The sequence below is a fragment of the Flavobacterium sp. 9 genome (assembly GCF_002754195.1).
Taxonomy (GTDB): Bacteria; Bacteroidota; Bacteroidia; order Flavobacteriales; family Flavobacteriaceae; genus Flavobacterium.
Map to the genome: position 1 here is coordinate 5,344,267 of NZ_PEEU01000001.1, position 13,005 is coordinate 5,357,271.

Below are 13,005 nucleotides of genomic sequence, written 5' to 3' on the forward strand. Positions count from 1 at the left end.
GGAAAATCAAAAAAGTATTCTGAATATTTGCAAACGAAAAAATTAATAACCCTTTAAAAACGAAGAAAAATGTTTGTACTTACATTGACATCTCAGAGCTTCACACCAAACGGATTTGGTGCAGTGCTTCTTCGTGGCTTATTTCAATCTTAGAAATTCATTTTTAGATATATAAAAAAGCCCGAAGACATTTAGTTTCGGGCTTTTTTTATTCTAGACACTTCAAATTTTCCCGAATAATTGATTTTATTATTTGTCCGAAAGGATAAAATGTTATAGCCTGTTTTGGCTATTAATTTAATGCACTATAATTTTTTATGGAAAATTATACAGCAGAAGAGTATGCTTTGTGCTCTCGCTTTAAAAATAAAAGAACAAAGAAAAGATTAGTAAAAGAAGATTTTGAAAAACAATTAATTCAATCAAGAAAATTTGAAGTTGAACTCTGGAAAAAACGACAAACTTTACCATTGGTTCCTTTAGCAACACCTTATCAAAAAGGTTGGGAACGGAGCTTTGTGCTTAGAGAAGATATAGTAAGATCAAACGAAGCTTCATTTTATAAAACATTGCTGGAGAAGATAAATACATGGCAATATTCTTCCGAAAAATCTTTTAAGAAAAAGAAAAAGAGGAAAAGAAAACATGTATATATCGAAAAGCTTCAAACCGTAAAAGAGTTTTCTGAATCAGAATGGAGAGGCTCTAAACTAACATTAACTGAAAAAGAGAAAATGCATTTTTATAAAAGGGAACGATGGTGTCCTAATTGTAAACGCTTTAAAATTCATTATATATTTAATGAGCCATGGCGTTATGTATTTCGCGTTAAACCGTATATGATAACGCACACTAAAATGGTTGATGCAGATTTAGAAAGTGAAATTCAGCTTCTTGACAATTACATTACGAATCTTAATTTACGACATAAAATAAACAAATTAGTAGATGGTTTTTCTTATCGTTGGAACTATTATCAAAATGAAAATCCACGAGAGATAAACCCAATTAAAAATAAAAGTTTGCATGTATTGTATCAACAATATGTAGACGAAATGATATAAATCATGGGAAATAAATTATCCGGAAAAGACCTGATTAAGTTAGGTTTTCCAAAAAACAATTCAATAAACATAGCCTTAGGGCAAATAAACAGATATAGAAAAAGAGAGAAAAAGGAATCCATTCTAACAGAAGCAAAAGAAGTTTTGCTTCATCCTGAAAAATTTGATGGACACGGAACATGGGGAAAAGTGGCAGAAGGTTTGATAAATCCCGTTCATGTAAGAATGCATCAGTTGAAAACTACCAGAGTTCCTTTTACCATTTTTGGAGAGAATGAAATCGATCAGCAGGCTAAGTTTCAGTTGTATGATTCTTTAAAATTGCCAATTTCAATTGCGGGAGCTTTAATGCCAGATGCGCATTCAGGTTATGGATTGCCAATTGGGGGAGTTTTAGCAACAGATAATGCCGTCATTCCGTACGGAGTTGGTGTTGATATTGGCTGCCGAATGAGTTTGTCAATTTTTGATTTACCAGCTTCCTATTTCAAAGGAAAAGAGCATCAATTGCAAGCAATTTTAAAAGATAATACCAAGTTTGGAATGAATGAAACTCACACTACAAAAGCGGATCATGAAGTTTTTTACAAAAGCGAATTTCAGGATATTCCGTTGCTAAAGAATCTTTTACCAAAAGCTTACAAACAATTAGGAAGTTCTGGCGGAGGAAATCATTTTGTAGAATTTGGAATCGCCAAAATTGATAATCCGGAGAATGAATGGAAACTTGGCGCAGGAGAGTATTTTGCCGTTTTATCACACAGTGGTTCTCGGGGTTTAGGCGCAAACATTGCGAAACATTATACGTATTTGGCAACTAAACAATGTCCGTTGCCAAAAAATGTTCAGCATTTGGCATGGTTGGATTTGAATACACACGATGGTCAGGAATATTGGCTGGCAATGAATTTAGCCGGAGAATATGCAAAAGCCTGTCACGACGATATTCATAGACGAATCGCTAAAGCAATTGGAAAAAGAGTTGTGGTTACGATTGAGAATCACCACAATTTTGCCTGGAAAGAAATGTTAAACGGGCAAGAATGTATTGTGCATAGAAAAGGTGCAACTCCTGCTGCTGAAGGTCAATTGGGTATTATTCCGGGATCGATGACTGCTCCGGGATATATTGTAAAAGGCAAAGGAAATGCTGAGAGTTTAAACTCGGCTTCACATGGAGCCGGAAGGTTATTTTCACGTGCTAAATGCAAAGCTAATTTTACGCAAAGTGAAATTAAAAAAGTGCTGAAAGCTAACGACGTAACCTTAATTGGCGGAAACATTGATGAAGCACCAATGGCTTACAAAGACATTACAAAAGTAATGGGAAATCAAACTGGTTTGGTTGAAGTTCTTGGAACTTTTACTCCAAAAATCGTTAGAATGGACCGATAAGAAATTAAAAAATGGAAAAAATAATACAGATAACAGCGGGTCGCGGACCAGCAGAATGCACTTGGGTTGTCGCCCAAGTGCTTAAAAAAGTTTTGGACGAAGCACAAGAACAACAGTTAGAAACTATTTTGCTGCAAAGAGAAGTTGGTGAAGAAAACGGAACAGTTGAAACGGCAACAATTTCTATAAAAGGTAAAAATGCTGAAACATTTGCAAATTCCTGGATCGGAACTATTCAGTGGATTGGTCAGAGTCAGTTTAGGAAAATGCACAAACGTAAAAATTGGTTTAGTGGCATTTTTGAGATTGAAGCGCAAAAGAATACATCGATTTCAGAAAATGATATCCAATATCAAGCGATGCGAAGTTCAGGCGCTGGCGGACAACACGTTAATAAAGTGAGTTCGGCTATTCGAGCAACTCATATTCCGACAGGAATTGCCGTTGTGTCGATGGACAGTCGATCACAACATCAAAACAAAAAACTGGCAACAGAAAGATTATTAAAAAAACTAGAAGACGAAACTTTGCAACAGCTTAAAAATCATGTTGGAAAACAATGGGAAAATCAACTGAATATTCAGCGTGGAAATCCTGTTAGAGTTTTTGCCGGAACTGATTTCAAAAAGAATAAAGTAGAGAAAAGTTACAAAGGAACTCGTCAGAAATTAAAAACCGATTTACGAAATGAAAACAATTGATAAATACCTTTTTCAGGCTTTGGATAATTATCCGTATTCGCTTGAAGAAACTATTGAATCGTTAGATTATGCTTTTTCATATGATGCCAAAAATACAATGGTTTTGTGTTTGTACGGTAGAATTCAGGCAGAGCAATTATGGAATTATGAAGAGGCAAAGCAGTATTTTCAGGAAGCTTTAGCGATTAATATTCATGCTCTTGAAGTTTATCCTCATTATTTACAGACTTTGATTTTGAACGAAGATTATGAAGAAGCTCAAAAACTAATTGATTTTGCCTTAACCATAAAAGGAATTAATAAATCTGAAATTTATGTCAAGAAAGCAATACTTTATGAAGCTCAACATGAATTTAAAAATGCATTGAAGGAAATTAAAAATGCTAAACTTCACTTTTTGCAATTTGCTTTTGATTCTGATATTACTGATGTAGAGAAGCGGATTAAAGGAAAAATTGATTTGATTGAAAATAAAAAGAAGTCAAAGAAATCAAAAAAAGATTCAAAAAAGAAATCAAAATGATTTTTGATCTAAAACTAAAAACGATGCAATTCTATTTGAGTTGCATCGTTTTTTTTATCTCAAGTTTCACGAACTAACATGAATTAAAAATGGAATTATCTGTGTTAATCTGTTCAATCCGTTCAATCCGCCAAATCTGTGGGCTAATATGTTATTTCCAATGCAATTCTAATGCAAAACACGTTTTCTCATTTTTTGTAATACTGAATGTTGCCGTAGTATGATCGTCGTCTTCACTTTCGTGAATTACTACATTATCTTTTAGTGAAAGTTCTTTCATGAAATTCATTTCAAAACTTTTTACTTCTTGTTTTAAAATTCGTTTTTCATCTACATGATCTAAACACCATTCTAAATATTTTACATTATTTACGTGATTTACAATATCTAAATCTGATAAATAAACCGTTTTTTCAAAAATAGCTCCTTTCTCGTGATTGATGTTTATCTTAGAAAAACCTTCGGTTGTTGCTCTATTATCCGGAAATAATTCAAAATGTTCGTATGGCAAAGCCAATGGTTCCGGGCGACGCGCTTGAGTATTAAATACAGCCCAATAGGTTTCGCAGCCTACTATTTTTTTACCATTTACATACATTTCAAGAGCACGAACAGAACGGGAATTTTCTAAACTATTGATCCATGTTTTTACGGTTACAACATCTTGCCATTTCGGTAAGGCTGAAATTTCAACACGCATTCTGCTTAAAACCCAGGCCTGGTGAAATTCCTGCATATCAAAAAAGCTAATGCCTCCAACTTCTGAATGTGCTGCAGCAGTTAGTTGTAGAATATTACATAAATCGGTGTATTTTAAAAAACCATTTGGAGTACATTGTGTAAAATTGATTTCCCAGTCTTTGCTTAAAACCGATGTGAAATTTGGTGATATAGGCATTTGTAATTTTAGAATTTAGATTGTTGATTTTAGATTTTCTAGAGAATAGAAGAGCGAGTATAGAAAATAGATTTTACTTTAAAGAATTTTCTACATAACCTATAATTTCTTTTCTATCTGTGGCGTAATCAAACCATTTTGTGTTTTCATTTCTTTTAAACCAGGTAAGTTGTCTTTTTGAGAAACGTCTGGTGTTTTTTTTGATTTCTTCGATGGCAAATGGCAGCGTGAAATCTCCGTCAAAATAACTAAATAATTCTCTATAACCGACGGTTTGTAACGCATTTAACGCTTTATTAGGATATAAAGCTTCTGCTTCCTGCAATAAACCTTCGTTTATCATGGTATCAACTCGTTGGTTGATTCTGTTGTAAATAGTAGATCTTTCGGCTTCTAAACCAATTAAAATAGGAGTGAAGTTCCTGTTGTTTTTCTTCTGATTTAGAAATGATGAATACGGTTTTTGAGTTCCGATACAAACTTCTACAAAACGCATCATTCGTTGTGGATTTTGAAGTGTTTGTGGGTTTTCTTTTGTTATTTTTTGATAATAATCAGGATCTAAAAGCTGTAATTGTTCTTGTAAATATTCAATTCCGAGGTTTTCGTAATTAGAATTTACCTGAGAACGTATGGCTGGGTTAATTTCGGGGAATTCATCGAAACCTTTTAAGATTGCGTCAACATATAATCCTGAACCACCAATTAGAATGGCAAAATCATTATTTTGGAATAATTCTTCCAGTTTAATAAGTGCTTCTTTTTCGTAATCGCCAACGGTATAATTCTCAAAAATTGATTTATTTTGAATAAAATGATGTTTTGCCGCTTGTAATTCTTCCTGATTGGGAACTGCTGTGCCAATTGTCATTTCTTTAAAGAACTGACGACTGTCGCAAGATATTATTTCGCATTTGAAATATTGTGCCAAAGCAATACTTAAGGCTGTTTTTCCTATAGCTGTTGGTCCGACGATGGTTATTAAGTATTTCATATTTTTTAGCCCAGATGGCAATGGAAACCCCGGACTTATATTTGTTAGTTTTTTTTGGGATAAAAAAGCGACTTTAGAAGCTCTTTTTATGCCTTAAAAAAACAACAAAGATAAGGAGGAGTTGGGATGTACAGCTGGAAATAGCTCATTAAATTAATTATTTGGTAACTCGGTTCCGCATTCATGACAATATTTTGCGCTATCAAAATGTAATTGTGAATTGCACTTTTGACATGTTTTTTTTGTGCTAACGGCATTATTTCGTAAGCTGCTTTTTGCAAATTCGGCTGTTACGATTCCTGTTGGTACGGCAATTATTCCGTAACCCATAATCATAACAAGTGAGGCTAAAAACTGACCTAATGGAGACGCTGGCGAAATGTCGCCGTAACCAACGGTAGTTAGGGTTACAATTGCCCAATATATCCCGACAGGAATGCTGGTAAAACCACTTTCTTTGCCTTCGACAACATACATTAATGAGCCAATAATTACTGCACTAATAATTACAAAGTAGATAAATACCAGAATTTTTTCTTTGCTGGCTTCCATAGCTTCCCTAAGTTGTTTGGATTGCTGTGAAATCTGTGGTATGTGTAAGATTTTAAACAATCGAAAGAAACGCAGGATTCTAACAATGGTTAAAACATTTGTAGCAGGAAAAAATATGGATAAATACATGGGTAATATTGCCATTAAATCGATGATCCCGTAAAAGCTAAAAATATATTTTAGGGGTTTTTGTATCGAAATAATACGTAAAATAAATTCTATGGTAAAGAAAATAGTAATGATCCATTCACAAACAAGAAGTTGTGAGTGATATTTTTGATTGATACCTTCAACTGTGTCCAACATTACTAAAAGGACACTTAGTAAAATAAGTCCCAAAAGTATCAAATCAAATAAACGCCCTAAAAATGTATTACTACCGTAAATAATAATTTGGGTTTTTTGTCTGAAAATATCGTATTTTGATTTAATTTTTTTCATATCTACAAAGATAATGAAAGTTTTGTTGTGTTAAAAATGAAGAATTTTAAGCGATTTGCTTTTTCGGATGTAGTTTTGAATAATATTTTTTACATCTCGATTGTGTTGCATCGGGATTAAAATGTTTTTTAGGATCTCAATATTGGTAATTTGATAATTCAGGTCGTAATAAGCGTAACCTTTATAAATTCCGTTTTCGATTAATACAGCACTTCTTTCATTAACGTTTCTACCTCTGTCAAGTAGAATCATACTTTTGTTTTCAAAGCTATTTTCGGATATAAATTGCTGAACACGAACGTTGTATTCTTCTGGACTAACTTCGCCAATACAAGCGCCATCGCATTCTTTTATTTTATATTGAAAACACTCTTTTTTGGTTTGGTATAATCCGGTAAGCTTTTGGCACAAATGATATTTTGATGTAAATCTGAAAAGTGCATTTTTCCCTTCTTGTAAAGTAGCAAATGAGGTGATTTCTTTTTTTCGTCCATCTGCTTTTTCAAGCTTAAGGTTAATATAACCGTTTGCATCTTTCTCAGCATATAATGCGTAAAGAAAAAGTGTTTTTCTTTGAGAGCGATTATGTCTTGGACGATTTATTTTTATTTCTTCACTTTCTTTTAAAAGCGCGATTAATTCGCTTCCGGTTTCATCATAAGTTATGGTGAAAACTTCGGCTTGAATTTTTTTACTTTTAGTGGTGATTCCGGTAAAATGCTGATTGATTCTCTTTTTAATATTTTGGCTTTTGCCAATATATATAAGGTTTCCACCTTCGTTATAAATATAGTAAACGCCAGTTTTTGCAGGCATTTGCGCTAAAAGATCCAGTAATTTTGGAGCAATTCCTTTTTCAACTTCAAGTTTTATAAAATCTTTTACGATTGTTTTTTCCAAGTCTTTTTCGAGAAGCATTTTAAACAACTTTGTGGTTGCCATCGCGTCTCCGCTGGCACGATGTCTGTCGGCCATTGGAATTCCAAGTGCACGAACGAGCTTCCCTAAACTATAAGAAGGCTGATCCGGAATTAATTTTTTGGCAAGTTCAACAGTACAAAGTGTTCTGGCTTCGAAATCATAACCTAAACGTCTGAATTCGGTACGCAAGATTCTGTAATCAAATGAGGCATTATGCGCCACGATAATACAATCTGAAGTTATTTCGATGATTCTTTTGGCAACTTCAAAAAACTTTGGAGCTGAGCGCAACATAGCATTATTGATTCCGGTTAATTTCACCACAAAAGGCTGAATCGGAATTTCGGGATTAACAAGGCTAATGAATTGGTCAACTACTTCATGACCATCAAATTTATAAATGGCGATTTCAGTAATTCCTTCTTCATTAAACTGGCCTCCAGTGGTTTCTATGTCTAGTATTGCGTACATATTCAATGTCAATTTCAAAAATCAAAAATCAATGCCAATGCTAAAAATCAATATTAAAAATTGAAATTTGCAATTGCTATTGTAATTGCCATTGAAAAATTATCTTTTATTTATTATCATTTTTGATGAAATTGCAACAAGTTGTTCTACTTCAATCAGAAGTTTACTTCTTTTATCGTTATCACCTTCTTTTATATAATCTAAAATTTTTAATGAGTTTCTGGATTCTTTTAGCTCTTTTACAACTAATGAAACTTTAAAAATAAAATCTTTATCGGTTATTGTACCTTGTGCTTCTCCAAAATTTAATGAAGCACTCCCGGATGATCTAATTAATTGATTTTTATAATATTCATTTTCAAATAGTCTTTCTAATTGTCTTGTAAAGAAAATACATTCTCCTGCAAAGCGAACTAATCGATCTTCAAAATTGAATATTTTCTCCATTTAAATTATTGAATTATACTTTTAAAATTGAATATTGTTTTTTGCAATTGCAATTGATATTGAAAAATTACCTTCCTCCAAAAATGCTGCTTCCAATGCGAACCATTGTGCTTCCACATTCTATGGCTAGTTTGTAATCTCCAGACATTCCCATAGAAATTGTTTTTAGATCGCAGTTTTCAGTTTTCGATTCTTTAATCGAATCAAAAATAGACTTTAAATGTGTAAATTCTTTTTTAATTTGGTTTTGATTTTCTGTAAAGGTTGCCATTCCCATTAATCCTAAGATACGAATATTTTTCATCTCTTTGAATTCTGTTGAAGATAATAATTCGTTTAGTTCGTTTTCATCCAAACCAAATTTAGATTCTTCTTCGGCAATATATATTTGAAGCAAACAATCGATAATTCTATTGTTTTTTAAAGCTTGTTTGTTGATTTCCTGTAATAATTTTAAGCTGTCAACTCCATGAATCAAGCTCACAAATGGTGCCATAAATTTGACTTTATTCGATTGCACGTGACCAATCATGTGCCATTGAATATCTTTTGGCATTTGTTCGTGCTTATCAGCCATTTCCTGGATTTTATTTTCTCCAAAAATACGTTGACCAGCTTCGTATGCTTCCATCAAATCCGGAACGGGTTTAGTTTTAGAAACCGCAACCAGAGTTACGTGTTCAGGTAAATTGTCTTTTATTTGAAGCAAATTTTGCTTTATTGCACTCATTATTGATTGTAATACTTAATTATTTGATTATTTTTTTCAGCTACCCAACTTTTAAGTTCAAATGAAGATAGAGTTTGTGTTTCTTTCAAATTGTTTAATTCGGCAATACTATAATTGTATGTTTCTGAAATATCTTTTTTATTATCTTCAGTTCGTTTGATTTTAATTTTTGCATAGAAAAGTTTTGTATCAAAGTAATAAAATTCTCCAGTAATATTGTCTGAATAAGAATTTAAATAATGAATACTTTCATGATATTGACCTTTTATTAAATTGGTATATTTCTCAAAATTATATTTTCTTTTTTCAATATTCGAAAGTAAATTATAATTATCTTCATTGAAATGGTGGAGATAAAAGCTATATGAATATCCGCCTCTTGCACTAAGAAATTTTGTTTTAATTTTATCGACTTCAGTTTCCGTTTCAATTTTTATTACACCGTCTGAAATAAAACCATGTCCATTTTTTTCGCAAATGCTGTCGATTTGATTAATGGTAAATTGTTTATTAGAATCTGTTTTTAAGTTTTGAGAAATACAATTAGCTGTTGAAAACAATATAAATGCCAAAATGAAATTTCTCATGTTTAAATTCGCTGTTATTGATATTTTTCTATTTTCTCTTGAATTTGCAATATTATCAATTTTTCGTCAATGATAATTTTTTCTTCCTTTAACTTCTTAAACTCATTAAAGATCTTTATAATGCCTTCGTCAGAATATGTTTCGAATGAATTTATGAGGTACTTATCTTTTGTACTTTTTAATTTTAAATAAAAAGTAGTACCTCTTAGTCCTTGTCGAGAGCCGATGCACTTTATCTGGATATAAGTTTCTTTAATATTCAATGGTTTTGTCCATTTCTTATTAAATGTTTCGCCATGTAATATAATATTATTTTCTTCGAATGCTATTATATGAATATTGCTTTTACTTTTATTTATAATTGTATAGATGCAAATTGCTACCAAAAAGATTTCAATTATAATTGTAAAAAAGATTGAAAGGTTAAAAATTATAATTATCGGCGAAAAGAGAATAAATTCAATAAAAAAAAACAAATTATTTATACGGAAAAATCGCTGATTAAAATTTTTGTATTCGCTTTCAAATGTTATCATATTAAAAAAATCTTAAACAAACTGCTTAGAGATTTTCTCTGCTTTTTTACTTTCACTATAGTCATAAAAACCTTCACCAGATTTAACGCCTAATTTTCCGGCTCTAACCATATTTACTAATAATGGGCAAGGAGCATATTTAGGATTTTTGAAACCTTCGTACATAACATTCAAAATAGCAAGACAAACGTCAAGACCAATAAAATCAGCTAATTGAAGCGGTCCCATTGGATGTCCCATTCCTAATTTCATTACAGTATCAATTTCGTAAACACCGGCTACTTTATTATATAACGTTTCGATTGCTTCGTTTAGCATTGGCATTAAAATTCTGTTTGCCACAAAACCAGGATAATCATTTACTTCAACAGGAGTTTTTCCTAATTTTTCTGATAAATCCATGATAATTTTAGTCACTTCATCGCTGGTGTTGTATCCACGAATGATTTCGACTAATTTCATAATTGGCACCGGATTCATAAAGTGCATACCTATAACACGCTCAGGATGTGCGACAACAGATCCGATTTGTGTAATTGAAATCGAAGAAGTATTAGTCGCCAGAATTGTATTGTGAGAGCAAGCTTCGTTTAATTGTTTGAAAATATTCAGTTTTAACTCTACATTTTCAGTAGCAGCTTCAACTACTAAATCTGCACCAACAACACCATCTTTAATATCTGTATAGGTAATAATATTGGTTATCGTTTTTGCAACTTCTTCCTGAGTAATTGTTCCTTTCGAAAGCATTCGATCTAAATTGGCAGCAATAGTCGCCATTCCTTTGTCTAATGATTTCTCAGAAAGATCGATAAGTTTTACGGTAAAACCACTTTGTGCAAATGTATGAGCAATTCCGTTACCCATTGTTCCTGCACCAATTACAGCGATAGTTTTCATTTAATTTGATATTTTAATTTTAAAAGTTAAGGTTTAAAGCTACTTAGAAATACGCTTTAAACCTTAAAAATAATGAGTTATATTTTTGTATTATTTTTCGAAACAATCAATAATCTGATATGCTACTCTTAAAGCATCTGTTGCTTGTTCAAGAGTTACAACTGGCGTAGTATTAGTTTTTATTGCATTTGCAAAAGATTCTAATTCGTCCAGAATTGCATTGTTTTGTTCAACGTCAGGATTGGTAAAATAGATTTGTTTTTTTACACCTTCGGCATTTTGCAGAATCATATCAAAATCTCCGGGAACTTCAGGAGCATCTTTCATACGAACAACTTCACATCTTTTCTCTAAGAAATCAACTGAAATGTAGGCATCTCTTTGAAAGAAACGTGTTTTACGCATGTTTTTCATCGAAATTCTGCTTGCTGTTAAATTGGCAACACATCCATTTTCGAATTCAATTCTTGCATTGGCAATATCCGGAGTATCGCTGATTACAGAAACTCCACTTGCGTGAATGTCTTTTACTTTTGAATGAACAACACTCAAAATAGCATCAATATCATGAATCATTAAATCGAGAACTACAGGAACATCTGTACCACGCGGATTAAACTCAGCCAAACGATGCGTTTCTATAAACATTGGATTTTCGATCATGTTTTTTGTAGCAATAAACGCTGGGTTAAAGCGCTCAACATGACCAACCTGGCCTTTTACATTGTATTCTTTTGCCAAAGCAATAATTTCTTCAGCTTCGTCTACAGTATTGGCAATTGGTTTTTCTATAAAGATATGTTTACCTGATTTGATCGCCACTTTTGCACATTTGTAATGAGAAAGTGTTGGTGTAACAATATCGATTACATCCACAGCGTGGATTAATTTTGCAATAGTACTGAAGTTTTTATAACCGAATTCTTTTGAAATTCTTTCGGCATTTTCTTGATTTTCGTCGTAAAATCCAACTAATTCGTATTTGTCAGATTGTTGTAATAAGCGTAAATGTATTTTACCTAGATGACCTGCACCTAAAACTCCTACTTTTAACATGAGAATGTATTTTAAACAAAAATATAATTTATTTGTCGAAAGTGAAAGTTAATGCAATAAAGATTTAGGAATTTAATAATTAAAAATCAATATTTGATTTACTGTTTTGTTTCCTATTTTTGCAAAAATAAAACCTACCCATTTTGAAAGACACTGCCAAACATCAAGGACTTCGTAATCAATTAGTAAGCACTTTAGAGCAAAAAGGAATTACTGATAAAGCGGTTTTGGATGCGATAAAAAAAATCCCAAGACACCTTTTTTTAAATTCTAGTTTTGAAGATTACGCTTATCAGGATAAGGCTTTTCCTATAGGAGCGGGGCAAACTATTTCGCAACCTTATACAGTTGCTTTTCAATCTCAATTATTAGAAGTTAAAAAAGAACACAAAATTCTTGAAATAGGAACTGGTTCCGGTTACCAAACTGCAGTTTTATGCATGTTGGGCGCTAAGGTATATAGCGTGGAAAGACAGAATGAGTTGTTTAAAACGACTTCAAATTTATTTCCAAAGTTAAATATTCGTCCTAAGCATTTATCATTTGGTGATGGATATAAAGGATTACCAAGTTATGCACCGTTTGATAGTATTATTGTAACGGCAGGCGCTCCGTTTATTCCTCAGCCATTAATGGCACAGTTAAAAATAGGAGGGAGATTAGTTATTCCGCTAGGCGAAGATGTTCAGATTATGACTTTACTAATTCGAAAAAATGAAACACAATTCGAAAAACATGAGTTTGGAGAATTTAGATTTGTTCCTTTATTAGAAGATAAAAATTAAGAGA

The 13,005-nt window shown here is 32.3% G+C and carries 15 protein-coding genes; 5 read left to right on the forward strand and 10 right to left on the reverse strand.

The annotated features are described in order from the left end of the window. Positions 1–317 precede the first annotated feature (317 nt). Genes CLU81_RS22330 through CLU81_RS22345 form a run of 4 tightly spaced genes read left to right on the forward strand, consistent with a single transcriptional unit; the run spans position 318 to position 3,683 of the window. Positions 318–1,064 carry a hypothetical protein gene (locus CLU81_RS22330; RefSeq protein ID WP_099711829.1) on the forward strand — a complete coding sequence of 249 codons (747 nt, stop codon included), beginning with the start codon at positions 318–320 and terminating at the stop codon, positions 1,062–1,064. A gap of 3 nt (positions 1,065–1,067) precedes the next feature. Next, positions 1,068–2,459 (forward strand): RtcB family protein, encoded by a 1,392-nt coding sequence (locus tag CLU81_RS22335; RefSeq protein WP_099711830.1) that lies wholly within the window; start codon positions 1,068–1,070, stop codon positions 2,457–2,459. A gap of 11 nt (positions 2,460–2,470) precedes the next feature. Next, positions 2,471–3,160, forward strand: coding sequence for a peptide chain release factor H (gene prfH, locus CLU81_RS22340; protein ID WP_099711831.1), 690 nt, complete (start codon positions 2,471–2,473; stop codon positions 3,158–3,160). Continuing rightward, complete coding sequence (locus CLU81_RS22345) at positions 3,147–3,683, forward strand: hypothetical protein (RefSeq protein ID WP_099711832.1); 537 nt, start codon at positions 3,147–3,149, stop codon at positions 3,681–3,683. Before prfH ends, CLU81_RS22345 begins: the two co-directional genes overlap by 14 nt. 151 nt (positions 3,684–3,834) lie before the next feature. On the opposite strand, the gene CLU81_RS22350 is transcribed toward CLU81_RS22345, so the two are convergent. From CLU81_RS22350 to CLU81_RS22395, 10 genes are all read right to left on the reverse strand, one after another. Beyond that, the gene (locus CLU81_RS22350) at positions 3,835–4,581 is read right to left on the reverse strand and encodes an acyl-[acyl-carrier-protein] thioesterase (protein ID WP_099711833.1); all 747 of its coding nucleotides are present in this window, start codon (positions 4,579–4,581) and stop codon (positions 3,835–3,837) included. A gap of 73 nt (positions 4,582–4,654) precedes the next feature. Continuing rightward, entirely contained in the window at positions 4,655–5,575 is a 921-nt protein-coding gene (miaA, locus tag CLU81_RS22355; protein ID WP_099711834.1) for a tRNA (adenosine(37)-N6)-dimethylallyltransferase MiaA, read from the reverse strand. A gap of 153 nt (positions 5,576–5,728) precedes the next feature. Beyond that, positions 5,729–6,568, reverse strand: a complete 840-nt coding sequence (locus CLU81_RS22360) for an ion transporter (protein WP_099711835.1) — start codon at positions 6,566–6,568, stop codon at positions 5,729–5,731. A 30-nt stretch (positions 6,569–6,598) separates the two neighbouring features. Continuing rightward, on the reverse strand, positions 6,599–7,960 hold the full coding sequence (locus CLU81_RS22365) for an exonuclease domain-containing protein (protein ID WP_099711836.1): 1,362 nt from the start codon (positions 7,958–7,960) through the stop codon (positions 6,599–6,601). Between the two features lie 99 nt (positions 7,961–8,059). Continuing rightward, a complete protein-coding gene (locus CLU81_RS22370) occupies positions 8,060–8,407 on the reverse strand; it encodes a four helix bundle protein (protein WP_099711837.1) in 348 nt (115 codons plus the stop codon). Between the two features lie 67 nt (positions 8,408–8,474). Continuing rightward, positions 8,475–9,137: a YggS family pyridoxal phosphate-dependent enzyme gene (locus CLU81_RS22375; protein WP_099711838.1), complete on the reverse strand. Its 663-nt coding sequence runs from the start codon at positions 9,135–9,137 to the stop codon at positions 8,475–8,477. Continuing rightward, positions 9,137–9,724 (reverse strand): hypothetical protein, encoded by a 588-nt coding sequence (locus CLU81_RS22380; protein ID WP_099711839.1) that lies wholly within the window; start codon positions 9,722–9,724, stop codon positions 9,137–9,139. The genes CLU81_RS22375 and CLU81_RS22380 overlap by 1 nt, the downstream gene beginning before the upstream one ends. 14 nt (positions 9,725–9,738) lie before the next feature. Beyond that, the gene (locus tag CLU81_RS22385; RefSeq protein WP_099711840.1) at positions 9,739–10,260 is read right to left on the reverse strand and encodes a hypothetical protein; all 522 of its coding nucleotides are present in this window, start codon (positions 10,258–10,260) and stop codon (positions 9,739–9,741) included. Between the two features lie 12 nt (positions 10,261–10,272). After that, a complete protein-coding gene (locus CLU81_RS22390; protein ID WP_099711841.1) occupies positions 10,273–11,160 on the reverse strand; it encodes a 3-hydroxyacyl-CoA dehydrogenase family protein in 888 nt (295 codons plus the stop codon). Between the two features lie 90 nt (positions 11,161–11,250). After that, complete coding sequence (locus CLU81_RS22395; protein WP_099711842.1) at positions 11,251–12,216, reverse strand: Gfo/Idh/MocA family protein; 966 nt, start codon at positions 12,214–12,216, stop codon at positions 11,251–11,253. A gap of 143 nt (positions 12,217–12,359) precedes the next feature. Here CLU81_RS22395 and CLU81_RS22400 point away from each other — a divergent pair, with 143 nt between their 5' ends. Next, entirely contained in the window at positions 12,360–13,001 is a 642-nt protein-coding gene (locus CLU81_RS22400; protein WP_099711843.1) for a protein-L-isoaspartate(D-aspartate) O-methyltransferase, read from the forward strand. Positions 13,002–13,005 lie beyond the last annotated feature (4 nt).

Bases quoted from the DNA above. Each gene is read 5' to 3' on its own strand.
- CLU81_RS22330 (WP_099711829.1), top strand. From the start codon at position 318: ATGGAAAATTATACAGCAGAAGAGTATGCTTTGTGCTCTCGCTTTAAA.
- CLU81_RS22335 (WP_099711830.1), top strand. From the start codon at position 1,068: ATGGGAAATAAATTATCCGGAAAAGACCTGATTAAGTTAGGTTTTCCA.
- prfH (WP_099711831.1), top strand. From the start codon at position 2,471: ATGGAAAAAATAATACAGATAACAGCGGGTCGCGGACCAGCAGAATGC.
- CLU81_RS22345 (WP_099711832.1), top strand. From the start codon at position 3,147: ATGAAAACAATTGATAAATACCTTTTTCAGGCTTTGGATAATTATCCG.
- CLU81_RS22350 (WP_099711833.1), bottom strand. From the start codon at position 4,581: ATGCCTATATCACCAAATTTCACATCGGTTTTAAGCAAAGACTGGGAA.
- miaA (WP_099711834.1), bottom strand. From the start codon at position 5,575: ATGAAATACTTAATAACCATCGTCGGACCAACAGCTATAGGAAAAACA.
- CLU81_RS22360 (WP_099711835.1), bottom strand. From the start codon at position 6,568: ATGAAAAAAATTAAATCAAAATACGATATTTTCAGACAAAAAACCCAA.
- CLU81_RS22365 (WP_099711836.1), bottom strand. From the start codon at position 7,960: ATGTACGCAATACTAGACATAGAAACCACTGGAGGCCAGTTTAATGAA.
- CLU81_RS22370 (WP_099711837.1), bottom strand. From the start codon at position 8,407: ATGGAGAAAATATTCAATTTTGAAGATCGATTAGTTCGCTTTGCAGGA.
- CLU81_RS22375 (WP_099711838.1), bottom strand. From the start codon at position 9,137: ATGAGTGCAATAAAGCAAAATTTGCTTCAAATAAAAGACAATTTACCT.
- CLU81_RS22380 (WP_099711839.1), bottom strand. From the start codon at position 9,724: ATGAGAAATTTCATTTTGGCATTTATATTGTTTTCAACAGCTAATTGT.
- CLU81_RS22385 (WP_099711840.1), bottom strand. From the start codon at position 10,260: ATGATAACATTTGAAAGCGAATACAAAAATTTTAATCAGCGATTTTTC.
- CLU81_RS22390 (WP_099711841.1), bottom strand. From the start codon at position 11,160: ATGAAAACTATCGCTGTAATTGGTGCAGGAACAATGGGTAACGGAATT.
- CLU81_RS22395 (WP_099711842.1), bottom strand. From the start codon at position 12,216: ATGTTAAAAGTAGGAGTTTTAGGTGCAGGTCATCTAGGTAAAATACAT.